Source organism: Blattabacterium sp. (Blatta orientalis) str. Tarazona (assembly GCF_000334405.1).
GTDB lineage: Bacteria > Bacteroidota > Bacteroidia > Flavobacteriales > Blattabacteriaceae > Blattabacterium.
On the sequence record NC_020195.1, the window covers coordinates 237,319 to 263,344 of the forward strand.

Below are 26,026 nucleotides of genomic sequence, written 5' to 3' on the forward strand. Positions count from 1 at the left end.
AACAAAAATGGAAAAAAAAATTAATACTCAAGATTTATTGAAAGCTGGAGTTCATTTTGGACATATTGCACGTAAATGGAATCCGAATATGCGTCCTTTTATTTTTATGAAAAAAGGAGGAATTCATATTATCGATTTATCAAAAACTATCACAAAATTGGAAGAAGCCTGTATAGGTTTAAAAAAAATAGTATCTATGGGAAAAAAAATTTTATTAGTAGGTACGAAAGCACAGGCTAAGGAAAAAGTCCTTTTCTATGCTAGAAGTGTAAATATGCCTTGTGTTACAGAAAGATGGTTAGGAGGTTTTTTAACAAATTTTGCAACTATTCGTAGATCTGTGAAAAAAATGAACAATATAGAAAAAATGAAAAAAAATGGAACATTTGATACTTTATCTAAAAAAGAACGATTATTAATAAGCAGATTATATGCAAAATTGTACAAAAATTTAGGGAGTATATCTTCAATGAACCACTTACCTGGTGGAATTTTTTTAGTAGATCCATATAAAGAAAAAATAGCTTTATCGGAAGCCATGAAATTAAATATACCTGTTTTTGCTATGGTAGATACAAATACAAATCCAAATGGAATTCAATTTCCTATTCCATCTAACGATGATTCTTCCAAATCTATTGATATCATTCTAAAATTCATAACAAAAGCTATTCAAGAAGGCTTTTCTTCGGTAGGGAAAACAGATAGGAACGAATTAAAAAATGGAAAAATATCTGAAAAATCATGAAAATTCCAGCTACTCAAATAAAAAAGCTTAGAGAATTAACTGGAATTGGAATCATGGATTGCAAAGAAGCTCTAATAAAGTCTGAGGGGAATTTCGATAAAGCCATTAATTTTTTAAGAAAAAAAGGAGAAAATATTGCTACACAGCGTTCTTTTTTAGAAGTCAAAGAAGGAGCTTTACATTCTTCTATTAATTATGATCAAACTTTTGGAGTTACTATTGGATTGAGTTGTGAAACTGATTTTCTTTCTAAAAACAAAAATTTTTTGGATTTCTTATCCATGTTATCGAAAATTTCTTTGTTATATAACAATAAAAAAAAGTTCTTATCTAGTTCTTATCGTGGAAAAACGATTCAAGACTTGATTATAGAAAAAATGGGGGTAGTAGGTGAAAAAATAGAATTGAAAATATTTGAAAGAATAGAATCTCCATTTGTCGCAAGTTATATTCATAATAATCAAAAAATAGCCACTTTAGTGGGTTTTTCTTCTCCTGAAGGAATTAATTCAACTATGGCTAAAAATATTGCTATGCATATCACTGCTATGAATCCTATAGCTATAGATGAGAAAGGAATTTCGAATTCTGTTATAGAAAAAGAGAAGGAAATTGTTTCATATCAGGTAGAAAAAGAAAATAAACCAAGTGACATAAAGAAGAAAATCATTTTAGGAAAGATTAGGAAGTTTATATTGGAAAATACTCTTCTCAATCAGAGATTTATAAAAGATAACAAAATTACTATTCGAGAATATATAAATAAATTTCATAAAAATTTGAAGATAAAGATTTATAAGAGGATTACTTTTCCGTAAAAAAAATGAAAAAATTAATATTGATCATATTAGACGGATGGGGTTTATCAAATAAAAATTCTTTTTATTCTGCTATTAATCAAGCAAATACACCTTTTATAGATTCGTGTTACCAACAATATCCTTTTAGCAAATTACATGCTTCTGGAATTCCTGTGGGATTACCTGATGGTCAAATGGGAAATTCTGAAGTAGGTCATATAAATTTAGGATCTGGAAGAAAAGTTATTCAAAGTTTAGAAGAAATAGATGAATCCATCAAAAATAAAATTTTTATGAAAAAAATTAATCCTATACTGGATTATGTGATATCTTCTGGGAAAAAAATCCATTTTTTTGGACTATTATCTGATGGAGGAGTTCACTCACATATAAATCATCTTTTTGCTTTATTGGATGCTTCCTATGAAAAGAACATTAAAAATGTATTTATACATGCATTTACAGACGGACGTGATTCTTCTCCTAGAAGTGGAATAAAATATATAAAAAAACTGTTAGAAAAAACAAAAAGATCCGTGGGAAAATTATCATCGGTTATTGGGAGATATTATTCCATGGATAGAGATAAAAGGTGGGAAAGAACTAAAATAGCATATGATGCTCTTGTTCATTCTAAGGGTTTTTATACTGATAACATTCTAGAATGCATGAACTCTTTTTATGATAGAGGGATAACTGATGAATTTATAACTCCCATAATAGTTGGAGATCATTCTGGAAATCATTTTTCCAGAATAGAAAAAGGAGATATTGTTCTTTGCTTTAATTTTCGTTCAGATCGTTCAAGACAGATTACTGAATTACTAACGAATAACAGTAATAATAGTTCTTCTTTAAATGTAAAAAAGATGAATTTATATTATGTAACAATGACGTGTTACAATTCTGTATATAAAGATATTTATGTTCTTTTTAGAAAAAAAAATTTGTCAAATACATTGGGAGAAATATTAGAAAAAAATGGTAAAAAGCAAATTCGTATTGCTGAAACAGAAAAATATCCCCATGTAACTTTTTTCTTTTCAGGAGGTCGTGAAAAACCTTTTAATGGAGAAACTCGTATTTTATGCGAGTCTCCTAAAATTTCGACTTATGATTTAAAACCAGAAATGAGTGCAAAAAAAATAATGAATAAAATTATTCCTGAATTAAGGAGAAAAGAAACGGATTTTATATGTTTGAATTTTGCTAATCCGGATATGGTAGGTCATACTGGAAAAATGCTTGAAACTATCAAAGCCTGTGAATTTGTTGATAATTGTACGAAAGTTTGTTCTGAAGAAGCCATAAAAAATTCGTATACAGTTGTTATAGTTGGAGATCATGGAAATGCTGACTGCATGATTAATCTAGATGGGAGTCCTAATACCACTCATACAAATTCCTTAGTTCCTTTCATTCTTTTAGATCCAACATTTAGAAAGAAAAATGTATTAAGAAGTGAAGCTATTTTATCTGATGTTTCTCCTACTATTCTTCAATTAATGGGATTACCTAAACCTTGTATAATGAGTGGAGATTCTATAATAAAAGTATTATGATAAAAACCATTGAAGAAATAATTCTTATCAAAAAAAGCGCATTATTAGCATCTAAAACATTGGGAATGTTAGCTAAAGAAGTGAAACCTGGCATAAATACACTTTATTTAGATCATCTTGCAGAAAGTTTTATTCGTGATCATGGCGGAATTCCAGCTTTTTTAGGTCTATATGATTATCCAAATACTTTATGTGTTTCTCCTAATTCTCAAGTTGTACATGGGGTCCCTAATCAAGAACCTTTATGTCATGGGGATATATTATCTATAGATTGCGGAGTTTACATGAATGGTTTTTATGGAGAACATGCCTATACATTTGAGGTAGGAAAAGTTCCAAATACTGTTAGAAAATTTCTTAATCGTTCAAAGGAATCTTTGTATATAGGTCTATCTAAATGCAAACAGGGGAATTTTATTGGAGATATAGGTTACTCCATACAATCTTGCATTGAAAATTATGGATATAGTGTGGTAAAAGATCTTGTTGGACATGGTTTAGGAAAAAAAATGCATGAAGATCCTCAAATTCCTAATTTTGGGGAAAAAGGAAGAGGGTTAAAATTAGAAGAAGGTTTTGTTCTATCGATAGAACCCATGGTCAATAGAGGAACTCCAGGAGTTATTTTTCATGATGATGGATGGACTGTGACCACTTCAGACAAAGATATATCAGCACATTTCGAACACAATGTAGCTATTGTAGATGGATATCCATGTTTACTTTCTACTTACCGTTACATATATCAAGAACTTAATATTCAATCTTTGGAAGAGGTCCCTTTTCAAAACGAAAAAATTAATTAATTTTATTTTTTGTAATTTCTTCTTAAATAATATAATTTGCGTTCTAATTCTAAAAACATATGCCTACCATACAACAATTAATTAGAAAAGGTAGATCTTCCATTTCTAAAAAGAGGAAATCCATAGCTTTGGGATTTTGTCCTCAACGAAGAGGAGTCTGTATACGTGTTTATACTACTACTCCAAAAAAACCAAATTCTGCTATGCGTAAAGTAGCTCGTGTTCGTTTTACAAATGGAAAAGAGGTTATTAGCTATATTGCTGGAGAGGGACATAATCTTCAAGAGCATTCTATAGTTTTGGTGAAAGGAGGAAGAGTAAAAGATTTACCAGGAGTAAAATATAAGATAATACGTGGAGCTAGGGATACAGCTGGAGTAAATGGAAGAAAAAAAAGTAGAAGTAAATATGGAGCTAAAATAGAAAAGAAGAAATAAAAAAATGAGAAAGACGAAAAGAAAAAGAAAAGTATATTTTCCTGATCCAAAATTTAACGATTCTCTGGTAACACGATTTGTTAATCATTTGATGAAAAATGGAAAAAAAAACTTAGCCTATAAAATATTTTATAAGGCTATGGAAAGAATAGATTCCATAAAAGAAAAGGAAGAAAAATCTGCATTAGAAATATGGAAAGAAGGCTTAAAAAATGTAATGCCTTATGTAGAAGTAAGAAGTCGTCGTATGGGAGGTGCTAATATTCAAGTTCCCGTTCCTATTTCTTCTAATAGTAAAATAACCAAAGCCATGAAATTGCTTATATCTTGTGCTTCTATTAGAAATGAAAAAACAATGGCTAGTAAATTAGCTTCTGAAATATTTGATGCTTTTCGAGAACAGGGAGAAGCAGTAAAAAGAAAAGAAAGTATACATAAAATGGCTGAAGCCAATAAAGCTTTTTCACATTTTAGATTTTAATTAATATCATGTCAAAAGATTTAAAGTATACAAGAAATATAGGTATAGCAGCACATATTGATGCAGGAAAAACAACAACTACAGAAAGGATTTTATTTTATACAGGAATCAATCATAAAATTGGAGAAGTTCATGATGGAGCAGCGACTATGGATTGGATGTTGCAAGAACAAGAACGTGGAATCACCATTACTTCTGCCGCAACATGTTGTAATTGGATTTATAAAAATAAGAAATATCAGATAAATATTATTGACACTCCAGGTCACGTTGACTTTACAGTAGAGGTAGAAAGATCTTTAAGAGTATTAGATGGAATGGTGGTATTATTTAGTGCAGTTGATGGTGTAGAGCCTCAATCAGAAACAGTATGGAGGCAAGCAGATAAATATGATATTCCTAGAATTGCTTTTGTAAATAAAATGGATCGTCAAGGAGCTGATTTTTTCAATGTTTGTTTGCAAATAGAAAAAATGTTAGGGGCAAATTCTGTTCCATTGCAAATTCCTATTGGGTCTGGAGATGATTTTAGAGGAGTTGTAGATTTAATAGCCAATAAAGCCATTGTTTGGGATGATAATAATTATGGAGTAACATTTCAAGAAATACCTATTCCATATGAAATGAAAAATATGGTAAATGATTATCATAATAAACTGATTGAATCCTTGTCGGAACATGATGATTCTATTATGGAAAAGTTCTTATATGATAATTATTCTATTTCAGAAGATGATATTATTTCTTCCGTTCAAAAGAACACTATCAAAATGAAAATAATCCCTATATTGTGTGGTTCTTCTTTTAAAAATAAAGGAGTGCAAGCTATGTTAGATGCTGTGTGTCGTTATTTGCCTTCTCCGTTAGAAGTGAAAGACATAGTAGGAATTCATCCGATCAATCAAACAAAAGAAACAAGAAAACCTAGTGAAAAAGAGCCATTTTCTGCTTTGGCTTTTAAAATATCCAGTGATCCTTTCGTAGGTCGTTTAGCTTTTTTTAGAGTATATTCCGGAAAGATTAACGCGGGATCATATAGTTTGAATACAAGATCTGGAAATAAAGAACGCATCTCTCGTATATATCAGATGCATGCTAATAAACAAAACCCTATTTGTAAAATAGGCGCTGGAGATATTGCAGCGGTAGTAGGATTTAAAGATATTAAAACGGGAGATACATTATGTGATGAAAAATTTCCAATTCTTTTAGAAAATATCTCTTTTCCAGAACCAGTGATTGGTTTAGCTATAGAACCTAAGTTTAAATCAGATATAGATAAGATGAGTTTTGCATTATCTAAATTAATGGAAGAAGATCCAACTTTTCAAGTTCGTACAGATAATTATACAGGACAAACTATTATATCTGGGATGGGAGAGTTGCATTTAGAAATCCTTGCAGATAGAATGAAAAGAGAGTTTAAAGTAGAAGTAAATCAAGGGAAGCCGCAAGTAGAATATAAAGAAGCTCTAACAGATGTAGTAGAACACAGGGAAATTTATAAAAAACAAACAGGAGGTCGTGGAAAATTTGCAGATATTTTGTTTCGTTTAGAACCAGGTAATCCTGGGAAGTGTGGTTTAGAATTTATCAATAAAATAAAAGGTGGAAATATTCCAAAAGAATACATTCCATCTATAGAAAAAGGATGTAAAGAAATGATGAAAAATGGACCTCTTTCTGGATATGAAATAGAGAGCGCTAAAATCACTATTTTAGATGGCTCTTATCATCCAGTAGATTCTGATCAGTTGTCTTTTGAAATAGCAGGAAAATTGGGGTTCAAAGAAGCGGACAAAAAATCGAAGCCTATTTTATTAGAACCGATTATGAAATTGGAAGTATTAGTTCCAGAAGAAAATATGGGAGATGTTATAGGGGATTTAAATCGTAGAAGAGGAATAGTTCAAAATCTGAGTAATCGTGGAAATATAAAGATAATTCAAGGCCTAGTTCCATTATCTGAGATGTTTGGATATGTAACGGTATTAAGGACTCTTTCTTCTGGAAGAGGAACATCTACTATGGAATTTTATCATTATGATGTAGTTCCAAGGAATATTTTGGATAACATTATCATAGGGAATGATAAATATAGAGAGTATGATAAAAAAGTAAAAAAAAATAGAAAAAAATTAACAATATCAATACCATGGGTCATGATATAAAAATTAAATTGAAATCTTATGATTATAATTTGTTAGATAAGTCAGCTGAAAGAATTGTAAATTCTGTTCTTCCTACAGGAGTCGTGCTTAATGGTCCAGTTCCATTACCTACCGAAAAGAAGATATTTACAGTATTACGTTCTCCTCATGTTAATAAAAAATCAAGAGAACAATTTTTACTTCCTACTCATAAAAGACTTTTACAAATTCACAATGCTTCATCTAAAACAGTGGATGCGTTGATGAAGTTAGAATTGCCGAGTGGAGTAGAAGCAGAAATTAAAGTATAATAAAAATGTTTGGTTTAATAGGTATAAATCTTGGAATGACTAGTCTTTTTTCCAAGAATGGAGAAAATATTCCATGTACTATTATAAAAGTAGGTCCTTGTTATGTTATTCAGGTAAAAACAATGGAGAAGGATGGTTATTCTTCTATTCAATTAGGAATAATCGATAAAAAAGAAAAACATACAACTAAAGCTTTACAAGGTCATTTTAGAAAATCTGGGGTTTTTCCGAAAAAAAAATTGTTAGAATTTAAAGATGTTTTGATCCCTTCTATAAAATTAGGTAGTCAAATAAATATAAATTCTTTCGTAGAAGGAGAATTGGTAGATGTAAGAGGAATTACTAAAGGAAAAGGATTTCAAGGAGTAGTAAAAAGACATAAATTTTCAGGTGTAGGAGAGAGAAGTCACGGACAACATAATAGATTGAGAGCACCTGGATCTGTTGGAGCCGGTTCCGATCCATCTAGAATTTTTAAAGGAAAGAAAATGGCTGGAAGAATGGGAGGAAAACATGTAACTATTAAAAATTTAACAATATTGAAAATTGATGTAACTGAAAATATTTTTATATTAAATGGATCGGTCCCTGGTAATAGAAATTCATATTTAATGATTAAGAAAAAAAAATGGAACTAGAAATTTTAGATATTAAAGGAAATTCTACTAATCGTAAAGTTCTATTTAATGAAAAATTTTTTTCTAAAAAATCTTATGATCATCCTATCTATTTAGAAGTAAAAAGGTATCTGTCTGCACAACGTCAAGGAACTCATAAATCTAAAGAAAGAGGAGAAATATCTGGAAGTAGAAGAAAATTACATAGACAAAAAGGAACTGGCGGTTCTAGAAAAGGAGATATAAAAAATCCTATCTTTAGAGGAGGAGGACGTGTTTTTGGTCCTGTTCCTAGAAAGTATTTTTTGAAAATCAATAAATTAACAAAAAATTTGGCAAAAAAAAATATTATAGAATATAAATTAAAAACAAATAAAGTAAAAATCATAGAGGATTTTCAATTGAAAAAACCTAAAACTAAATTGGTTTTAAACATATTAAAATCATTACAGTTAATGAATGAAAAATTATTGATGATTGTAGAAAAAGCAGATAGAAATTTATATTTATCTGCTAGAAATTTAAAAAATTTTCAGTTGTTAAACGTAGAAGAATTGAATAGTTATTCTTTATTAAATTCTTCATATGTTATACTTTCTGAAAAGTCGGTAAAAAGAATAGAAAGAATTTTAAATATTTCATAAATTGCGAATTCTATGATTTTGATTAAACCTTTTCTTACAGATAAATCTTCTTTGAAAGAAGAAAATTCTTGTTATACATTCTCTGTATATATTGATTGCAATAAAAATCAGATAAAAGAAGAGATATCTAGAATATTCGGAGTTTCTGTTAAAAAAATCAGAACAATGATTTATTCTAGAAAAGATAAATCCAAATATACTAAGAAAGGGTTTTTATATGGTAGAACAAATAGATTAAAAAAGGCCACTATTCAATTAAAAGAAAATCAAAAAATTGATTTTTTTAATAAAAAATAAATTTAATGTCAATAAGAAAGCTAAAACCAACAACACCTAGTCAACGTTTTAGAATAGTCAACAGCTTTGATCAAATTACGAAATTTTGTCCTGAAAAATCTTTGACAAAAGGAAAGTGTAAATCTGGAGGAAGAAATAATTATGGGAAAATGACTATGCGTTATCTTGGAGGAGGACATAAAAAAAAATATAGAATTCTTGACTTTAAAAGAAAAAAATTGGGGATATCTGCTATCATAAAATCTATAGAATACGATCCTAATCGATCTTCCTTTATTTCTTTGCTTCATTATAAAGATGGAGAAAAAAGATATGTTATAGCTATGGATGGATTTAAAGTAGGACAAAAAGTGATTTCTGGAAGAAATGTTCCTTTTAATGTAGGGAATTCTACTTATTTGAGCGAAATTCCTTTAGGAACAAATATTTCTTGTATAGAATTAAGACCTGGACAAGGTGCTAAAATAGCTAGAAGCGCTGGATCTTATGCGCAATTATTTGCAAAAGATGGAAAATATGCAACCATTAAATTCCCTTCTGGAGAAATAAGAATGGTGATGATTAATTGTATGGCTACTATTGGAATAGTTTCTAATACAGATCATCAATTAGAAATATATGGAAAGGCTGGAAAAAATAGACATTATGGAAAAAGACCCAGAACAAGAGGAGTGGCAATGAATCCTGTAGATCATCCAATGGGAGGTGGAGAAGGAAAAGCATCTGGTGGAATTCCTAGGAATAGGAGAGGATTACCTTCTAAAGGCTTTAGAACTCGTACTAGAAAAAAACATTCGGATAAATATATTTTACAACGAAGAAAGAAATAAAAATTTTTATTATTATGGCAAGATCTTTAAAAAAAGGTCCATATGTCTCTCAAAAGTTATATAATAAAGTTTTGAATAATATTAAATCTGAAAAGAAGTCTATTATTAAAACTTGGTCTAGGCCCTCAACCATTCTTCCTGATTTTGTTGGACAAACTTTTGCAGTTCATAATGGAAGACAATTCATTAATGTGTATATTACGGAAAATATGATTGGACATAAATTAGGGGAATTTGCTCCTACTCGTACTTTTAGAGGACATGCTGGATCTAAAAATAAATTAAAAGTTAAGAATTAAAATTAACAGTAGTAAGCAAGTAATATATGGAAGAGAAAGCGATCATATCTGCTTCCTTGAACGGGGTTCATAGTTCTCCGAGAAAAATGAGATTAGTAGTCAATTTAATTCGGAATAAAAAAATACAAAAAGCTTTGGATATATTGAAATATAGTAAAAAACAAAGAGTTTCTATTTTTTTGAGAAAATTACTTCTTTCAGTATTGTCTAATTGGCATAAAAAATATTCAAACTTATCATTAGATAATAATTCTTCCTTATACATAAAAGAAATTAGAGTCAATCAAGGGAGAACTCTGAAAAGATTGCGTCCAGTACCTCAAGGAAGAGGTCATAGAATTAGAAAAAAATCAAGTAAAGTTTTAGTTCTTTTAGAGAAAAGATAAATAAGTTAGTTATATGGGACAAAAAACAAATCCAATTGTTAACCGTCTTGGCGTTATCATGGGATGGCAATCTAGTTGGTGTAATAATTATAAAGATAGAATACAAGAAGATTTCAAGGTAAGAAGATATATAGAGGCTCGTCTTCCGAAAGGGATAGTTTCTAGAATCTTTATAGAGAGAACTCTTAAATTTATAACCATAACTATTAGAACTTCACGTCCTGCTCTTGTTATAGGAAAGGGAGGAGACGAGGTGGATACAGTTAGAAAAGAATTGAAAAAACTAACGAAAAAAGAAGTTCAAATTAATATTTCTGAAGTGAAACGTCCTGAATTGGATGCTCCTTTAGTAGCAAAAAGTTTGGTGAGACAATTAGAAAATAGAATTTCTTATAAAAAAGCCATAAAATTATCCATAATTTCTGCTATGAGAATGAATGCTCAAGGGATAAAAATACAAATATCTGGTAGATTGAATGGATCTGAAATGGCTAGATGCGAGTCTTATAAAGAGGGAAGGATTTCTCTTGGAACTTTTCGAGCAGATGTGGATTATCATATAGCGGTTGCTCATACTGTATATGGAAGCATAGGGGTTAAGGTTTGGATTATGAAAGGAGAAATATATGGAAAAAGAGAATTATCGCCTCTATTCGGAATGCAAAAAAGACATAGATTTTCTAATAATAAAGCTTCTTTTTTTAGGAAGAAAAAATTATAAATTTTAGATAGAGGAATCATGTTACAACCAAAAAAAACAAAATATAAAAAAAACAAAAAGGAACGTATACGTGGAAATTCTTCAAAAGGAATTTCTTTATCAAGAGGTTTATATGGAATAAAAGCTTTAGAAGGTGCTTGGATAACATCCAGACAATTAGAAGCTGCTCGTGTTGCGGCTACTAGATATATGAAAAGAGAAGGAAAATTATGGATAAATGTTTTTCCGGATAAACCTATCACAAGAAAGCCACAGGAAGTTCGTATGGGAAAAGGAAAGGGACCTGTAGAGTTTTGGGTCTCTGTAGTAAAACCTGGTAGGATCCTATTTGAAATAGATGGAGTAGAAATGGAAATCGCTAAAGAAGCATTAAGATTAGCTTCTCAAAAACTTCCTATCAAAATGAAATTTATTTTTTCTAAAGAATATATAAAATAATGAAAATAATGAAATATCCGGATATTAATGCATTATCCGAAAAAGATATTAAAAATCACATAAAAAAGCAAAAAGATAATTATCAAAAGATAAAATTTGATCATGCTTTTGGTTTGATTAAAAATCCTATGGAAATTAGAATTTTTAGAAAAAATATAGCTAAATTAAAAACTGAATTAAATAAAAGAAGAAATGATTCATGAAAAAGAAAAGAATAAAAATTCTTCTTCTACTACTAATGTTAGTAGGAATATTAGAAAAAAAAGAATCGGTATAGTAACTAGTGATAAAATGGATAAAACAATTATTGTTTCTGAAACTAAAAAAGTGAAACATAAATATTATGGAAAAAGCATTTTAAAAAAGAAAAAATACATGGTTCATGACGAAAAAAATGTCTCAAAAAATGGGGATAAAGTTAGTATCATGGAAATGCGTCCTCTTAGTAAGAATAAATGTTGGAGATTAGTTTCTATTTTAGAAAAGTCATAAAATGTTACAACAGGAATCTAGATGTAAAGTATCAGACAATACAGGGGCTAAAGAAGCTTTAATTATTAGAGTTTTAGGAGGAACTAAAAAAAGATATGCTTCATTAGGAGATTCTGTTATTGTTACTATAAAAGAAGCTATATCTGGTGGAGGAATTGTAAAAAAAGGTCAAGTAGCTAAAGCTATAATAATTAGAACAAAAAAAAACAGGAGAAAGGATGGATCTTACATAAGTTTTGATGATAATGCTTGTGTACTTATCAATCCTTCTGGAGAGATGATGGGGACTCGAGTTTTTGGTCCAGTTGCTAGGGAGCTAAGAGATAAAGAGTATATGAAAGTTATTTCTTTGGCACAGGAGGTTTTATAAAAAAATTTTTTTGTATGATAAAAAAAGGAGATAAAGTTTCTATTTTGTCAGGAAATTTTAAAGGAAATAAAGGAATTGTTCTTAAAGTTTTTTCTAAAAAAGAAAAGGCTATTATACATGGAATTAATATAGTAAAAAAACATGTTAAACCTAGTGCAAAAAAAACTAAAGGAGGTATAATAGAAAAAGAATCTCCAATACATATATCCAATCTTAAAAAGGAGAAACTATGATTTATCAATCTAGGATGAAAAAATTGTACGAAAAAGAAATCGTTCAGAGTTTAATGAAAAAATTTAAGTATCCCTCTATTATGCAAGTTCCTAAACTAAAAAAAATAGTTGTTCATCAAGGTGTAGGGATATCTGTATTAAATAAAAAGTTTTTAGATGCTTCTATGGGAGAAATTACGGCTATTGTAGGTCAAAAAGCAATTTTTTGTTATTCAAAACATGATGAATCTGGATTTAAATTAAGAAAAGGAATGCCTATAGGTGTAAAAGTTACTTTAAGAAGAATGAAAATGTATGAATTTTTAGAAAGACTTATTACTGTTTCTTTACCCAGAGTAAGAGATTTCAATGGGGTAAAAACAAGCAGTTTTGATAGAAATGGAAATTATAACATGGGAATATCTGAACAAGTTATTTATCCTGAAATAAATATAGATCAAATTAAAAAAAATATGGGAATGAATATTACATTTGTTACTTCTGCTAAAACAAATACAGAATCTGAAAGTCTTTTATCTCATTTTGGAATACCGTTTATAAAAAAAATAATAAAGAAAAATGGCTAAAGAATCTGTAAAAGCGAGACAAAGAAAAAGAGAAAAAATGGTATTAAAATATGACAAAAAACGAAAGTTTTTAAAAGATTCTCGTAATTATGAGTTATTGCAAAAATTACCAAGGAATGCTTCTCCAGTGCGTTTAAGAAACAGATGTTCCATTACAGGAAGATGTAGGGGGTATATGCGTCAATTTGGAATATCTCGTATCGTTTTTAGAAATATGGCATCTCAAGGCCTTATTCCTGGGGTGAAAAAAGCAAGTTGGTAATAAAAATAGTGATTATGCATACTGATTCCATTGCTGATTTTTTAACTAGAATTAGAAATGCTAGTCTTGCAAAACATCCTCTTCTAGAGGTTTCTTCTTCTAAATTAAAAAAAGAAATCACAAAAGTTTTATTAGATAATGGTTATATTTTGGATTATAAATTAGAAAATAAAAAAGGAGAAGTAATTAAAATAGCTTTAAAATATTATCAAAACATTTCCGTGATTCAAAAAATAATCAGGATCAGTAGACCAGGATTAAGAAAGTATTTAAAATATAAAAATTTGCCTCGTGTATTGAATGGATTGGGTATAGCTATTATCTCTACTTCTCATGGTGTTATAACAGATAAACAAGCTAGAAGAAAAAAGTTGGGGGGAGAGGTTTTGTGTTACGTGTATTAAAATATAATTATGTCTAGAATTGGAAAAATCCCGATTTATATTCCCGAGAATGTGAATTTAAGAATTATTGGAAATAAAATAATAGTAAAGGGAGAATTAGGAGTTTTGAACCAAGAAATTTCTGATAAAATTAAATTAACCATACAGAAAGGAAAATTGAATTTAAGAAGAACTCAAGAAGATAAAAAATCTAAATCTTTACATGGATTATATCGTGTGTTAATTTATAATATGATAAAAGGAGTTTCCAAGGGATTTAAAAAAAAATTGGAGTTAGTGGGGATTGGATATAGAGTCACTTTTCATGGAGAAATATTAGAATTAAATTTAGGTTTTTCTCATAATATTATGATTCAAATTCCTAAGGAAATTTGTATAGAAACAAAAACAGAAAAAGGAAAAAATCCTATTCTTATTCTAAAATCTCATGATAAGCAATTATTAGGTTTAATTTCTGCTAAAATTCGTTCATTTAGAAAACCAGAACCATATAAAGGAAAGGGGGTTAGATATTTAAAAGAAGAAGTTCGTAGAAAAGCAGGAAAATCTGCTTGATTATTGATTATTATGATTAAAAAAAAGGACAAAAAAAGAGTATTTGGAACTTCTAATAGACCTAGAATATCTGTTTTTAGAAGTAATAAGGCTATATACGCGCAAGTAATTGACGATGCTTCTGGAAAAACTTTAGTTTCATCTTCATCTAGAGAAAAAGTGTTTGGAGATAAAAAGAAAACAAAAGTAGAATTATCTAACGAAGTAGGAAAACTTTTGGGAAAAAGAGCAAAAATGTTGAAAATAAAAAAAGTTGTTTTTGATAAGGGGAAATATTTATATCATGGAAGGATAAAATCTTTAGCAGAAGGAATAAGAGAAATGGGTTTAGATTTATAGATTATAAAAAAAATATATGGCTGCATTTTTATCTGAAAAAGAAAAAAAAACAAAATATTCAGGATTAGAATTGAAAGAAAGATTAGTGGGGGTGACTAGAGTTTGTAAAGTAACTAAGGGAAGAAGATATTTTAGTTTTAGTGCTATTGTTATTAAAGGAAATGAAAATGGGATGGTTGGTTATGGATTTGGAAAATCTAAAGAAGCACCAGATGCAATCCATAAGGCAGGAGAGCAAGCAAAAAGAAGTTTATGTAAAGTTTGCATATCCAATGGAACAATTCCTCATGAACAAGAAGCTAAATATGGTGGAGCCCGTATTCTTATTAAACCTGCATCTGAAGGGACCGGAATTATAGCAGGAGGTCCTCTGAGGGCTGTTCTTGAAGCCGCCGGATTAAGAAATGTTTTATCAAAATCTAAAGGATCATCCAATCCACATAATGTTATTAAGGCTACGATAAAGGCGCTTAGCTATATGAGAGATGCAAAAAAAATAGCTAAACAAAGAGGAATTTCTATTAGAAAAGTATATAATGGATAAAATACGATTTTTAATTTATGCAATTATTAAATTTTTTAACGCCAAAAATAGGATCTAGAAAAAAAAAAACTAGATTGGGAAGAGGACAAGGATCTGGAAAGGGAGGAACCTGTGGAAGAGGACATAAGGGGACTAAGTCTCGTTCCGGATATTCTAAAAAACCTGGTTTTGAAGGCGGACAAATGCCCCTACAAAGAAGGATTCCTAAATTCGGATTTATAAATATTTCCAGAAAGAAATATTCTGTAATTAGTTTAGATACTTTGCAAGATTGGATAAAAAAAGGAAAAATTTCGGATAAAAAAATTATTAATAAACAAGTATTATTAGATAATAATCTAGTTAGAAAAAAAAAGAATTTGATAAAAATTTTGTCAGGAAGAAAAAAATTGCAGTATTCTTTAAAAATAGAGGCACACAAATTTAGTAGAAAAGCGGTTTTTTTCATAAAAAAATCTGGTGGAGAAGCATTATTCATAAGTAGATAAAAATCATAATGAATAATTTTTTAGTTACATTTCATAATATTTGGAATGCGAAAGAATTACGAAAGAAAATTATAACCACTTTAAGTTTTTTATTAGTATATCGTTTTGGGGCTTATATCCCTATTCCTGGTATTAATCCATTAGGAATCAGTAATTTTTTAGAAAGTCTGAATTCAGGTTCTAAAGGTCTTATGCAAATTCTTTCTTCTTTTACAGGAGGAGCTTTTAATCGAGCTTCTATTTTTGCTTTGGGAATCATGCCTTATATATCTGCATCTATTATTATACAATTAATGTGTATAATTATTCCTTATTTGCAAAGATTGCAAAGAGATGGAGAAACCGGAAGAAGGCAAATTAATTTTCTTACAAGATGGTTAACTGTAGGCATATGCCTAATACAAGCTCCTTTATATTTAATTTCTTTAACCAAACAGTTTATTCCTTTTTCAAATTCAGTTTTATCCAACGCTTATCTTCTAAAAATAAATACTTTTTATGGAAAAACTTTGTTTTGGACAATAGGAATTGTTATCTTAACTTCTGGAACCTTGTTTACTATGTGGTTAGGGGATAAAATAACAGAAGAAGGAATAGGAAACGGGGTCTCCTTAATTATTATGTCCGGAATTATAGCTCGTTTTCCGGATGCTATAACTAAAGAGATTTTTAGTAAATTGGAGGTTGGTCATGGAGGCTTAATAGTTTTGTTTTTTGAAATTTTGTTATGGTTATTAGTAATTCTTTTTTCTATTGTAATTATTCAAGCTATTAGAAAAATTCCTGTGCAATATGTTTCTCATTACAAATCTTTAGGTTTTGATTCTAAATTGATTCATAAAAAACATCAGTATATTCCATTAAAAATGACGGCTGCAGGTGTAATGCCTATTATTTTTTCTCAGGCTATTATGCTTTTTCCTTTGACTTTTTACGATTATGTTCATAATGATAAAATGAAAAAATTCTTTTATCTTTTTCAAGATGTTTATGGATTATGTTATAATTTAACTTTTTCCTTATTAGTGATAATTTTTACTTTTTTTTATACTGCAATTACAATTCCGGTCAATCAAATGGCTGATGATTTAAAAAGGAACGGAGGACATATTCCAAAGATAAAACCGGGAAAAGAAACAGCAGAATATATAGATTCTGTCTTATCAAAGATCACATTTCCTGGAGCTATATTGCTAGCTATAATAGCCATACTTCCATCTATAGTTTTTCGTTTAGGTATCACTCAAAACTTTGCATTATTTTATGGAGGAACATCTTTATTAATTGTAGTTGGAGTAATTTTAGATATCATACAACAAGTTGATATATATTTATTGAATTATTATTATGATGATTTGATGATGATGAAAAATCGTAACAGCAGATATACTATTAGCAGTAAATTATAGTAATAATTCTTTTTTTTGTATATTGTGTAGCAGAAGAATAAACGTAATTAATTAATTTGTATATGGCTAAACAAAAGCATATTGAAGTTGATGGAACCATTATAGAATCTTCTCCAAATGCCATGTTCCGTGTTGAATTGGAAAATGGATGTATTGTTAAGGCACATATTTCTGGAAAAATGAGAATGCATTATATAAAAATATTACCTGGAGATAAAGTGAGATTAGAAATGTCATCTTATGATTTAAAAAGAGGAAGAATAACATATAGATATTAATTTTATATTATGAAAGTAAGAACTTCTTTAAAAAAAAGAACTGATAATTGTAAAATAATTAGAAGAAAAGGACGTTTACGAATTATCAATAAAAAAAATCCTAGATTTAAACAGAAACAAGGTTAATCGTTAATTTTATATGTTATGTCAGTCAGAATATCAGGTGTTGATTTACCTAAATCTAAAAGAGGGATCATTGGACTTACGTATTTATATGGAATAAGTAAAAGTCTGTCTAAGAAGATTTTATCATCTGTTGGAATAAATGAAAATATAAGGGTGATGGATTGGTCAGATGAAGAAATCAGCAATATTAGGAAATATATTTCAAATCATGTGAAAATAGAGGGAGAATTAAGATCTGAAATACAATTAAGTATTAAAAGTTTAATGGATATTGGTTGTTATAGAGGAACTAGACATAGAAAACGTTTACCTTTAAGAGGACAGAAAACTAAAAATAATTGTAGAACTAGAAAAGGAAGAAAAAAAACTGTAGCAAACAAGAAAAAAGCAGTAAAATAAAATTATTTCATATAATAATATATGGCAAAATCATCATTGGGGAAAAAAAAATCTATTGTAATAGATTCATTGGGGATCGCCCATATTCAATCTACATTTAATAATATTATTATTACACTGACAAATAAAAAAGGAGAAGTAATAGCTTGGTCCTCTGCTGGAAAAATGAATTTTAAAGGATCTAAGAAAAATACTCCTTATGCAGCTCAGATGGCTGCGGAAAACGTAGACAAAAAAGGATTAAATGCGGGAATAAAAAAAGTAGAAGTAAAGGTAAAAGGTCCTGGCGCTGGTAGAGATGCTGCTATAAGAGCATTAAGTAATTCTGGAATTGTAGTTACTTTAATAAAAGATATTACTCCTTTACCACATAATGGTTGTCGTCCTCCTAAAAGAAGAAGAGTTTAATATTTTTTTGTATGGCAAAATATATAGGACCAAAAACAAAAATCTCTAGAAAATTTGGAGAATGTATATACGGAGAAGACAAGTATTTTGAAAGAAGAAAATATCCTTCCGGTCAACATGGAAATAATCGTCGCAGAGGGAAACGATCGGAATATTTTATACAACTAATAGAAAAACAAAAAGCGAAATATACTTACGGTATATTAGAACGTCAATTTGAAAAGTTATTTTTTGAAGCCGCAAGAAAGAAGGGAATTACCGGAGAACTATTATTACAAGCATGTGAATCTCGTTTGGATAATATTGTATTTAGATTGAAATTTTCTCCATCCAGATCTTCTGCTCGTCAAATAGTTTCTCATAGACATATTACAGTAAATGATCGTATAGTCAATATTCCATCTTTCAGATTAAGGCCTGGTGATAAAATAGGAATAAGAGAAAAATCTAAAAAACATCCAGTTATATTGGAATCTATAAGTAATAAAGTAGGCTCATTAGTAGAATGGTTAATTTTAGATGAAAAGAATATGTTTGGAGTATTTAGAATTATGCCAAAAAGGAAACAAATACCTGAAAATATTAAAGAACAACTCATTGTTGAATTATATTCAAAATAAGGAAAAATCATATTATGTCTATTTTAGATTTTGTTAAACCTGATAGAATCACGATATCGGAATTTACAGATCAAAAGGGTATTTTTCATTTGAAACCTTTAGAACCTGGATATGGTCTGACATTGGGAAATGCTTTAAGGAGAGTTCTTTTGGGTTCTTTAAAAGGTTTTGCGGTAACTTCCATAAAAATTAAAGGAGTTAAATATGAGTTTTCTACTATAGAAGGAGTAGTAGAAGATGTCACTGAAATTATATTGAATTTCAAAAAAATTCGTTTTCATCGGAAAGTTAAAGGAATAACGAAAGAAACAGTCAATGTATTAATCAAAAATAAAGAAAAAATTACTGGAAAAATTTTAAATGAATTTATTTCTAGTTTTCAAGTTTTAAATACGGATGTAGTTGTTTGCCATAAAGAAAAATCTATCCCCTTAGAAATGAGTTTTACTATTGAAGAAGGAAGAGGTTATGTTCCAGCAGAAGAAAATAAAAAAAACAATGATGATTTAATAGGGAATATTCCTATAGATTCTATTTATACACCTATTAAAAATGTAAAATATACAATAGAAAATTGTCGTGTGGGTCAGAAAACAGATTTTGAAAGTCTTTCATTAGAAATAATAACAGATGGATCTATGTCTCCAAAAATAGCTTTAATGGAAGCTTCTAAAATTTTAATAAAATATTTTTCTATTTTTTCTCATGAAAAAATAGGAAAAAAAGAACATGAAGAAATTAGTAAAGAAAGAAAATATGATGAAGAATTTTTGCGTATACGTACATTATTAAAATCCAAATTGACTGATATGGATTTATCTGTACGAACAAAAAATTGTTTGAAATCTGCATCTATACAGTCTGTAGCAGATTTGGTTAATTGCAATAGATCTAATATGTTAAAAATGAGAAATTTCGGAAAAAAATCCTTGGAGGAATTAGAAAGTAAAATGAAAGAAAAAGGTTTGTATTTTGGAATGGATATTTCCGAGTATAAGTTAAACCAGGAATAGATTTTTGATTTATGAATCATAGGAGAAAAAACAATCATTTAGGACGAAAATTCGGACACAGAAAATCTACTCTTTCTAATATGTCTTCATCTTTAATTAAAGAAAAAAGAATCTTTACTACTTTAGCTAAAGCAAAAGCTCTGAAACAATATATAGAACCTATTATTACTAAATCTAAAATAAAAACTCTTCATTCTAGAAGGAATATATTTGCATTATTAAGAGATAAAATTGCAGTATCAGAACTTTTTAAAGAATCTTTTCAAAAAGTCCTTGAACGTCCTGGTGGTTATACAAGAATTATAAAAATACAATCTCGTTTTGGGGATATGGCTAAGTTATCTATGATTGAATTAGTTGATTTTAATGATATTTATAATTCCAAAAAAAATAAGAAATCTATAAGGCGTAGTAATAAAAGGAAGAGGAAGGATCAAATAGATAAATAACTATGAGTCAAATTAAAACTATTAAAGCTAGACAAATATTAGATTCTAGAGGGAATCCTACTGTAGAAGTAGATGTGGTAACAGAAAAAAATATATTAGGACGTGCTTCTGTTCCATCTGGAGCCTCTAAAGGAGAAAATGAAGCTTTTGAGTTGCGGGATGGTGGAGAGAAATTTTTAGGGAATGGGGTACTGAAAGCAGTTCATAATGTGAATAATATTATAGCTCCTGAATTAATAGGTTTTTCTATAATGGATCAAATATCTATTGATAAATTAATATTAGATTTAGACGGAACAAAAAATAAAAAAAGACTAGGAGCAAATGCTATTTTAGGAGTTTCTTTGGCTGTAGTAAAAGCAGCTTCTAAGGAGTTAAATATCCCCCTTTATAAATACATAGGAGGAGTCCATGCGCATATACTTCCAATTCCTTTAATGAATATTGTTAACGGGGGTAGACATTCAGATGCTCCTATCGCTTTTCAAGAATTTATGATAGTCCCTATGAGGGCTAATACATTTCTTGATGCTATTCAAATGGGATATAAAGTTTTTTATAAACTAAAAAATATTTTATCTAAAAAAGGTTTATCAACAAATGTTGGAGATGAAGGTGGTTTCTCTTCTAATTTTAATGGAATTGAAGATGTGTTAGATAATATTTTGGAAGCTATACACCAAGCCAATTATGAACCTTATGAACAAATAGGTTTAGCTTTGGATTGTGCAGCATCTGAATTTTATCAAGATGAAAAATATAATTATTCCAAATTTGAAAAGGGAAATAAAGAAAAGGTAGAAAGATCTAAAGAAGAACATGTTAATTACTTGTCTTATTTGACAAGACGTTATCCTATTATATCTATTGAAGATGGAATGGATCAAAATGATTGGGAGGGGTGGAAAATATTAACTAGAGAGTTGGGAAAAGAAGTTTTGTTAGTAGGAGATGATTTATTTGTAACGAAAGTAGAAAAATTGAATGAGGGAATAAAAGAAGGAATAGCCAATTCTATTCTTATAAAAGTGAATCAAGTGGGAACTTTGACAGAAACAATAGCAACCATAAATACTGGAAAAGAAAATGGATATTGTAACATTATTTCTCATCGTTCTGGAGATACAGAAGATCCTTTTATAGCTGATTTATCTGTAGCATTGAATATTGGAAGAATTAAAACAGGTTCTATCTGCCGTTCAGAAAGAACTTCTAAATATAATCAATTATTACGTATCGAAGATATGCTAGGTAAAAATTCTCATTATCCAGAATGGACAGGATGGAAATAAATTGTTAATTTTTATCTCCAATTAAAGAGAATTAGCTATGGAATCAATGATAATATTGGTTTTTATCATTGGATATTTTTTTATTACTATTGAGAATATTATATCCTTGAATAAGGTTATTCCATCCCTTCTCATGGCTTCTATTTGTTGGTCTTTAATTATGTTTTGGAATATTCCTATTTTTGAATTGAATAATAAAGATCCTAAAATTTTATTGTTATTCCATTTGGGAAAAGCATCTGAAATAGTCTTTTTTCTTATTGGAGCCATGTCTATTATTTCTATTATTGATAAATATTCTGGTTTTGAAGTATTAAGGGATTTATTTCCTACTAATACAAAGCGAAAATTTTTATGGATAATAAGTTTATTATCTTTTTTTTTATCTGCTATTATAGATAATCTAACAGCAACCATAGTTGTAGCAACCATTTTAAAAAAAGTAATTTCTGATTATAAAGAACGTTTATATTATTTAGGCTTAGTAATTATATCCGCGAATGCAGGTGGAGTATGGTCTCCTATGGGTGATATTACTACTACTATGCTATGGATATCTAATAAAGTAACTACTGTTAATCTTATTAAAAGGATATTGATTCCATCTACTTTATGTATGTTTTTTTCTACATTAGTCGGTTCATTAATGCCTATTTTTGATGGATTCATTCAAATAAAAAAAAGCAAATTATCAAAATTTGATCGTAAAAAAGGTTTTTGTATGTTGAACATTGGACTGGGTCTTTTGTTATTTGTTCCTATTTTTAAAACCGTCACTGGAATCCCTCCATATATGGGAATGACTTTTTCTCTTGGAATACTAGGACTGATTACTAATATGCAAAAAAGAGATTTTTCTATGGAAGAAGTATTTCGAAATATAGATTTTTCTAGTATCTTATTTTTTTTCGGAATCTTGCTTTCTGTTTCATCTTTGGAATCTTTAGGTATGTTATATAATTTATCTCATTGGATTAATAATATAGTTCCCACATGGAAACTAACTACATTTTTATTTGGATTAATGTCTTCTTTTATAGATAATGTTCCATTAGTAGCAGCTACTAATGCCATGTTTTCTTATCCTAAAGATCATGAATTTTGGCATTTTATAGCTTATGTATCCGGAACAGGAGGAAGTATATTCCTTATAGGATCTGCTGCTGGTGTAGCAGCAATGGGAATGGAAAAAATAGTATTTTTTTTGGTATTTAAAAAAATTAGTTGGCTAGCTATGATAGGTTATTTATCTGGATTTTTATATTTATTAGTTTATCCGTTTCTTTTTTTGTAAAAATTCTATAAATTCTCCTCCCAAATATGAAAATGGAAAAAAAATAGGAAGGATAATTATTTCAAACCATAATGGTAAAGTATATAACAATATGTGAATGAAAGCAATAATAAATAAAATAAAACCAGTTAATAATGCATAAGCTTTTTTAGCGTTTTGTACGAAAAAAGCAGTAGTTAATCCTCCTATTAAAGCGCTGAAAATATAGAAAAAAAATAAAGTTATAAAAAATTCAGTAGGAGCATAAATGAATACATATTGTAATTGTTTCAGTGGAATAAATTGTATTTTGGAAAACCACTTTTTTATCCATTTTATAGCATAAAATATTTCAGAAAGACTTACTGATAATCCTATTATTACGGCAAAAATATTACGGTACATAATAACCTCATTAAAAAAATGATTTTTTTTGTTATTTTGTATATAAAAATAAACATCAATTTTAATATGCATTCTACAGTAGATTGGATTTCGATAAAAAAGTATGAAGATATTTTATTTCTTTTTTGGAAAGGAATTTCTAAAATAGAAATAAATAGACCTGAATGTCATAATGCTTTTCGTGTAGAAACTGTAAAAGAAATGATCGATGCTATAGATATATGTAATGAAAGAAAAGATATTGATGTATTGATTATTACTGGATCTGGAAATAAATCTTTTTGTTCTGGAGGAGATCAAAAAACTAGGGGAAAGGGAGGGTATTTAGGAAAAGATGGAATCCCTAGATTAAATATTTTAGATTTTTATAAAAAAATAAGAGAGATCCCTAAACCAGTTATTGCTATGGTCAATGGTTTTGCTATAGGAGGAGGACATGTTTTACATGTGGTTTGTGATTTAACTATAGCTTCTGATAACGCTATTTTTAGTCAAGTAGGACCTAAAGTAGGATCTTTTGACGGTGGGTTTGGCTCCTCTTATTTAGCACGTCATATTGGTCAGAAAAGAACACGAGAAATGTGGTTTTTATGTAAAAAATATTCTGCGGAAGAAGCCTTCAAAATGGGTTTGATTAATAAAGTAGTTCCTTTGAAAGATTTAGAGAAAATAACTATAGAATGGTGTCAAACTATACAAAAAAGAAGTCCTATGTCTTTAAGAATGATTAAACGTTGTTTAAATGCAGAATTAGACGGACAACATGGATTGATGCAATTAGCTGGAGACGCTACTTTAATGTTTTATTTGACGGAAGAGTCTAAAGAAGGAAAAGATGCTTTTTTAGAAAAAAGAAATCCAGATTTTAAAAAATTTCCAAGATTTTTATGAAATTAAAATATTGGTTTTATGCCGTTCGTTTTCAAACTTTACTCCTTTCTTTTTCTGGAATCACTTTAAGTTTTTTAATTTCTAAATCTAGAGGTTTTGGAGATTTTATAACTTATTTTCTGTGTCTTTTTACTGCTATATTATTGCAAATATTGGCTAATTTTTCAAATGATTATGGAGATAGTATTCAAGGAGTAGACAATGATTATCGTATGGGGCCAAAAAGAATTATTCAAAGAGGATGGATTTCTTTATTAGCTATGAAAAGAGCTATAAATATATTTTCTATATTATCTTTTTTTTCCGGTATTTCTTTAATTTATAAATCTTTAAATAAGAATGGTCTTTTTATTTTTCTACTTTATTTTATAGGTCTTTTGATTTGCATATATAGTTCAATTAAATACACCATTGGTCCTTATCCATATGGATATATGGGAATGGGAGATTTATTTGTTTTCTATTTTTTTGGTTTAGTTTCTGTAGAAGGAAGTTATTTTTTGTATACTCATGTGTTTTCATTGGAAATGATTTTTTTATCATTATCAGTAGGATTTTTGAGTCTTTCTGTTTTAAATGTTAATAACATGAGAGACATTAAAAATGATTATAAAAATGGAAAATACACAATAGCCGGAATACTTGGTCTCAAATATGCAAAATTATATCATATTTTTTCTATATTAATTTCTATATTTTTAGGAGGATGGTTTATTTATTTAACTCATAAAAGTATTTATCAATGGTTTTTTTTTATATTAAGTCTTCCTTTTTTTGCACAACATTTAAAGAAAATTTTTTTTATGAAAAATTATAAGGATTTTACTTCAGAATTGAAAAAATTAGTTTTAATCACTTTTTTTTATTCTATGTGTATAGGGGTTGGGAGTTTTTTTTATTAAAATGCGAAAAATTCCTATTTCATAGAATAATTTTATTGTAATACTTATATTCGTGATTTGAAAATGAAAATAACTTTTTTTACGCATAGTACATGTCTATTAGAAATAGAAAAAATCTGTTTGTTAATAGATCCTTTTTTTTCTGAAAATCCTATATTCAAAAAAAATACCTTATTGCTAAATAACACGATTTGTCAAATTAATAAAGTTGATTACATTTTGATAACTCACGCACATTATGATCATGTATGTGATGTAGAATTCTTTGCAAGAAAGTTAAATTCTATGATCATCTCAAACTATGAGATATCCAATTTTTTTGAAAAAAAAGGATTAAAAACTTATGGAATAAATTATGGATCTTTTATATCTTTTCCATTTGGAAAATTAAAGTACGTTTGGGCCGTTCATTCTAGTGTTTTCAATGATGGAACTTATGGAGGAAATCCGGGAGGTTTTCTTTTACATACAAAAAAAGGAAATATCTATATATCCGGGGATACTTCTTTAACCAATGAAATGAGTTTTATTCCTATTTTTGGAAAGTTAAAAATATCTATTCTTCCCATAGGGGGAAATTATACTATGGATGTTGAAGAGGCTATTATTGCTTCGAATTTATTACAATGCAATAAAATATTGGGAGTCCATTATGATACTTTTGAATCTATAGAAATTGATAAAGAACAGGCAAAAAAAAAGTTTTCTGAAAATGGAAAAGAATTATTTTTATTGAGAATGGGAGAATCCATAAAGATATGAGGTTATTATTATGTATTAT

At 28.6% G+C, this 26,026-nt stretch carries 41 protein-coding genes; 40 read left to right on the forward strand and 1 reads right to left on the reverse strand.

Annotation, left to right across the window (positions count from 1 at the left end; translation table 11 throughout):
• The first annotated feature begins 7 nt into the window (after positions 1-7).
• The 37 genes from rpsB (at position 8) to BLBBOR_RS01335 (ending at position 23,068) form a co-directional block, all read left to right on the forward strand.
• Entirely contained in the window at positions 8-748 is a 741-nt protein-coding gene (gene rpsB, locus BLBBOR_RS01155; protein WP_015370621.1) for a 30S ribosomal protein S2, read from the forward strand.
• Positions 745-1,566, forward strand: coding sequence for a translation elongation factor Ts (gene tsf, locus BLBBOR_RS01160; RefSeq protein WP_015370622.1), 822 nt, complete (start codon positions 745-747; stop codon positions 1,564-1,566). Before rpsB ends, tsf begins: the two co-directional genes overlap by 4 nt.
• A 5-nt stretch (positions 1,567-1,571) precedes the next feature.
• Positions 1,572-3,110: a 2,3-bisphosphoglycerate-independent phosphoglycerate mutase gene (gpmI, locus tag BLBBOR_RS01165; RefSeq protein WP_015370623.1), complete on the forward strand. Its 1,539-nt coding sequence runs from the start codon at positions 1,572-1,574 to the stop codon at positions 3,108-3,110.
• The gene (gene map, locus BLBBOR_RS01170; protein ID WP_045118218.1) at positions 3,107-3,916 is read left to right on the forward strand and encodes a type I methionyl aminopeptidase; all 810 of its coding nucleotides are present in this window, start codon (positions 3,107-3,109) and stop codon (positions 3,914-3,916) included. Before gpmI ends, map begins: the two co-directional genes overlap by 4 nt.
• A 59-nt stretch (positions 3,917-3,975) precedes the next feature.
• On the forward strand, positions 3,976-4,353 hold the full coding sequence (gene rpsL / locus BLBBOR_RS01175; protein WP_015370625.1) for a 30S ribosomal protein S12: 378 nt from the start codon (positions 3,976-3,978) through the stop codon (positions 4,351-4,353).
• A 4-nt stretch (positions 4,354-4,357) separates the two neighbouring features.
• The gene (rpsG, locus tag BLBBOR_RS01180; RefSeq protein WP_015370626.1) at positions 4,358-4,834 is read left to right on the forward strand and encodes a 30S ribosomal protein S7; all 477 of its coding nucleotides are present in this window, start codon (positions 4,358-4,360) and stop codon (positions 4,832-4,834) included.
• Between the two features lie 8 nt (positions 4,835-4,842).
• Positions 4,843-7,005: an elongation factor G gene (gene fusA, locus BLBBOR_RS01185; protein ID WP_015370627.1), complete on the forward strand. Its 2,163-nt coding sequence runs from the start codon at positions 4,843-4,845 to the stop codon at positions 7,003-7,005.
• Positions 6,990-7,295 carry a 30S ribosomal protein S10 gene (gene rpsJ / locus BLBBOR_RS01190; RefSeq protein ID WP_012821541.1) on the forward strand — a complete coding sequence of 102 codons (306 nt, stop codon included), beginning with the start codon at positions 6,990-6,992 and terminating at the stop codon, positions 7,293-7,295. The genes fusA and rpsJ overlap by 16 nt, the downstream gene beginning before the upstream one ends.
• 5 nt (positions 7,296-7,300) lie before the next feature.
• The gene (gene rplC, locus BLBBOR_RS01195; RefSeq protein WP_015370628.1) at positions 7,301-7,933 is read left to right on the forward strand and encodes a 50S ribosomal protein L3; all 633 of its coding nucleotides are present in this window, start codon (positions 7,301-7,303) and stop codon (positions 7,931-7,933) included.
• Entirely contained in the window at positions 7,924-8,556 is a 633-nt protein-coding gene (gene rplD / locus BLBBOR_RS01200) for a 50S ribosomal protein L4 (protein ID WP_015370629.1), read from the forward strand. Before rplC ends, rplD begins: the two co-directional genes overlap by 10 nt.
• 12 nt (positions 8,557-8,568) lie before the next feature.
• Complete coding sequence (gene rplW, locus BLBBOR_RS01205) at positions 8,569-8,853, forward strand: 50S ribosomal protein L23 (protein WP_015370630.1); 285 nt, start codon at positions 8,569-8,571, stop codon at positions 8,851-8,853.
• A gap of 5 nt (positions 8,854-8,858) precedes the next feature.
• Positions 8,859-9,683 (forward strand): 50S ribosomal protein L2, encoded by an 825-nt coding sequence (gene rplB / locus BLBBOR_RS01210; protein WP_015370631.1) that lies wholly within the window; start codon positions 8,859-8,861, stop codon positions 9,681-9,683.
• 14 nt (positions 9,684-9,697) lie between these two features.
• Complete coding sequence (gene rpsS, locus BLBBOR_RS01215) at positions 9,698-9,982, forward strand: 30S ribosomal protein S19 (protein ID WP_015370632.1); 285 nt, start codon at positions 9,698-9,700, stop codon at positions 9,980-9,982.
• Between the two features lie 26 nt (positions 9,983-10,008).
• Positions 10,009-10,368, forward strand: coding sequence for a 50S ribosomal protein L22 (gene rplV / locus BLBBOR_RS01220; protein ID WP_015370633.1), 360 nt, complete (start codon positions 10,009-10,011; stop codon positions 10,366-10,368).
• Between the two features lie 13 nt (positions 10,369-10,381).
• Positions 10,382-11,089 carry a 30S ribosomal protein S3 gene (rpsC, locus tag BLBBOR_RS01225; RefSeq protein ID WP_015370634.1) on the forward strand — a complete coding sequence of 236 codons (708 nt, stop codon included), beginning with the start codon at positions 10,382-10,384 and terminating at the stop codon, positions 11,087-11,089.
• A gap of 18 nt (positions 11,090-11,107) precedes the next feature.
• Positions 11,108-11,527, forward strand: a complete 420-nt coding sequence (gene rplP / locus BLBBOR_RS01230; RefSeq protein WP_015370635.1) for a 50S ribosomal protein L16 — start codon at positions 11,108-11,110, stop codon at positions 11,525-11,527.
• On the forward strand, positions 11,527-11,730 hold the full coding sequence (gene rpmC / locus BLBBOR_RS01235) for a 50S ribosomal protein L29 (protein ID WP_015370636.1): 204 nt from the start codon (positions 11,527-11,529) through the stop codon (positions 11,728-11,730). Before rplP ends, rpmC begins: the two co-directional genes overlap by 1 nt.
• The gene (rpsQ, locus tag BLBBOR_RS01240) at positions 11,720-12,019 is read left to right on the forward strand and encodes a 30S ribosomal protein S17 (RefSeq protein WP_015370637.1); all 300 of its coding nucleotides are present in this window, start codon (positions 11,720-11,722) and stop codon (positions 12,017-12,019) included. The genes rpmC and rpsQ overlap by 11 nt, the downstream gene beginning before the upstream one ends.
• Before the next feature lies 1 nt (position 12,020).
• Entirely contained in the window at positions 12,021-12,389 is a 369-nt protein-coding gene (gene rplN / locus BLBBOR_RS01245) for a 50S ribosomal protein L14 (RefSeq protein ID WP_015370638.1), read from the forward strand.
• Positions 12,390-12,403: 14 nt separating this feature from the next.
• Complete coding sequence (gene rplX / locus BLBBOR_RS01250) at positions 12,404-12,622, forward strand: 50S ribosomal protein L24 (protein WP_015370639.1); 219 nt, start codon at positions 12,404-12,406, stop codon at positions 12,620-12,622.
• Entirely contained in the window at positions 12,619-13,188 is a 570-nt protein-coding gene (gene rplE, locus BLBBOR_RS01255; RefSeq protein WP_015370640.1) for a 50S ribosomal protein L5, read from the forward strand. Before rplX ends, rplE begins: the two co-directional genes overlap by 4 nt.
• Complete coding sequence (gene rpsN, locus BLBBOR_RS01260; RefSeq protein ID WP_015370641.1) at positions 13,181-13,450, forward strand: 30S ribosomal protein S14; 270 nt, start codon at positions 13,181-13,183, stop codon at positions 13,448-13,450. Before rplE ends, rpsN begins: the two co-directional genes overlap by 8 nt.
• Before the next feature lie 14 nt (positions 13,451-13,464).
• The gene (gene rpsH / locus BLBBOR_RS01265) at positions 13,465-13,854 is read left to right on the forward strand and encodes a 30S ribosomal protein S8 (RefSeq protein WP_015370642.1); all 390 of its coding nucleotides are present in this window, start codon (positions 13,465-13,467) and stop codon (positions 13,852-13,854) included.
• A 9-nt stretch (positions 13,855-13,863) separates the two neighbouring features.
• On the forward strand, positions 13,864-14,409 hold the full coding sequence (gene rplF, locus BLBBOR_RS01270; protein WP_015370643.1) for a 50S ribosomal protein L6: 546 nt from the start codon (positions 13,864-13,866) through the stop codon (positions 14,407-14,409).
• A 12-nt stretch (positions 14,410-14,421) separates the two neighbouring features.
• Positions 14,422-14,748, forward strand: coding sequence for a 50S ribosomal protein L18 (rplR, locus tag BLBBOR_RS01275; RefSeq protein WP_015370644.1), 327 nt, complete (start codon positions 14,422-14,424; stop codon positions 14,746-14,748).
• 16 nt (positions 14,749-14,764) lie between these two features.
• A complete protein-coding gene (gene rpsE / locus BLBBOR_RS01280) occupies positions 14,765-15,292 on the forward strand; it encodes a 30S ribosomal protein S5 (protein ID WP_015370645.1) in 528 nt (175 codons plus the stop codon).
• A gap of 17 nt (positions 15,293-15,309) precedes the next feature.
• The gene (gene rplO / locus BLBBOR_RS01285) at positions 15,310-15,780 is read left to right on the forward strand and encodes a 50S ribosomal protein L15 (protein ID WP_015370646.1); all 471 of its coding nucleotides are present in this window, start codon (positions 15,310-15,312) and stop codon (positions 15,778-15,780) included.
• A gap of 8 nt (positions 15,781-15,788) precedes the next feature.
• Positions 15,789-17,189, forward strand: coding sequence for a preprotein translocase subunit SecY (secY, locus tag BLBBOR_RS01290; protein ID WP_015370647.1), 1,401 nt, complete (start codon positions 15,789-15,791; stop codon positions 17,187-17,189).
• Positions 17,190-17,251: 62 nt separating this feature from the next.
• The gene (gene infA / locus BLBBOR_RS01295; protein ID WP_012821520.1) at positions 17,252-17,467 is read left to right on the forward strand and encodes a translation initiation factor IF-1; all 216 of its coding nucleotides are present in this window, start codon (positions 17,252-17,254) and stop codon (positions 17,465-17,467) included.
• Between the two features lie 9 nt (positions 17,468-17,476).
• Positions 17,477-17,593 (forward strand): 50S ribosomal protein L36, encoded by a 117-nt coding sequence (gene rpmJ, locus BLBBOR_RS01300; protein WP_012821519.1) that lies wholly within the window; start codon positions 17,477-17,479, stop codon positions 17,591-17,593.
• Between the two features lie 18 nt (positions 17,594-17,611).
• Entirely contained in the window at positions 17,612-17,992 is a 381-nt protein-coding gene (gene rpsM / locus BLBBOR_RS01305) for a 30S ribosomal protein S13 (RefSeq protein ID WP_015370648.1), read from the forward strand.
• A 21-nt stretch (positions 17,993-18,013) separates the two neighbouring features.
• Entirely contained in the window at positions 18,014-18,400 is a 387-nt protein-coding gene (gene rpsK, locus BLBBOR_RS01310; protein WP_015370649.1) for a 30S ribosomal protein S11, read from the forward strand.
• Positions 18,401-18,411: 11 nt separating this feature from the next.
• Positions 18,412-19,020: a 30S ribosomal protein S4 gene (gene rpsD / locus BLBBOR_RS01315; RefSeq protein ID WP_015370650.1), complete on the forward strand. Its 609-nt coding sequence runs from the start codon at positions 18,412-18,414 to the stop codon at positions 19,018-19,020.
• A 14-nt stretch (positions 19,021-19,034) separates the two neighbouring features.
• Positions 19,035-20,033, forward strand: a complete 999-nt coding sequence (locus tag BLBBOR_RS01320) for a DNA-directed RNA polymerase subunit alpha (RefSeq protein ID WP_015370651.1) — start codon at positions 19,035-19,037, stop codon at positions 20,031-20,033.
• 11 nt (positions 20,034-20,044) lie between these two features.
• Positions 20,045-20,482: a 50S ribosomal protein L17 gene (rplQ, locus tag BLBBOR_RS01325; RefSeq protein WP_015370652.1), complete on the forward strand. Its 438-nt coding sequence runs from the start codon at positions 20,045-20,047 to the stop codon at positions 20,480-20,482.
• A gap of 2 nt (positions 20,483-20,484) precedes the next feature.
• A complete protein-coding gene (gene eno, locus BLBBOR_RS01330; protein ID WP_015370653.1) occupies positions 20,485-21,774 on the forward strand; it encodes a phosphopyruvate hydratase in 1,290 nt (429 codons plus the stop codon).
• A gap of 37 nt (positions 21,775-21,811) precedes the next feature.
• A complete protein-coding gene (locus BLBBOR_RS01335) occupies positions 21,812-23,068 on the forward strand; it encodes an SLC13 family permease (protein WP_015370654.1) in 1,257 nt (418 codons plus the stop codon).
• Here BLBBOR_RS01335 and BLBBOR_RS01340 read toward each other — a convergent pair.
• Complete coding sequence (locus BLBBOR_RS01340) at positions 23,042-23,524, reverse strand: hypothetical protein (RefSeq protein WP_015370655.1); 483 nt, start codon at positions 23,522-23,524, stop codon at positions 23,042-23,044. The two genes, BLBBOR_RS01335 and BLBBOR_RS01340, sit on opposite strands and share 27 nt — an antisense overlap.
• On the opposite strand from BLBBOR_RS01340, the gene menB reads away from it, so the two are divergent.
• From menB to BLBBOR_RS01355, 3 genes are all read left to right on the forward strand, one after another.
• Positions 23,519-24,343 (forward strand): 1,4-dihydroxy-2-naphthoyl-CoA synthase, encoded by an 825-nt coding sequence (gene menB / locus BLBBOR_RS01345; protein ID WP_015370656.1) that lies wholly within the window; start codon positions 23,519-23,521, stop codon positions 24,341-24,343. The two genes, BLBBOR_RS01340 and menB, sit on opposite strands and share 6 nt — an antisense overlap.
• Positions 24,340-25,245, forward strand: coding sequence for a 1,4-dihydroxy-2-naphthoate octaprenyltransferase (gene menA / locus BLBBOR_RS01350; RefSeq protein ID WP_015370657.1), 906 nt, complete (start codon positions 24,340-24,342; stop codon positions 25,243-25,245). Before menB ends, menA begins: the two co-directional genes overlap by 4 nt.
• 63 nt (positions 25,246-25,308) lie before the next feature.
• Entirely contained in the window at positions 25,309-26,007 is a 699-nt protein-coding gene (locus BLBBOR_RS01355; RefSeq protein ID WP_015370658.1) for a metal-dependent hydrolase, read from the forward strand.
• Positions 26,008-26,026: the final 19 nt, after the last annotated feature.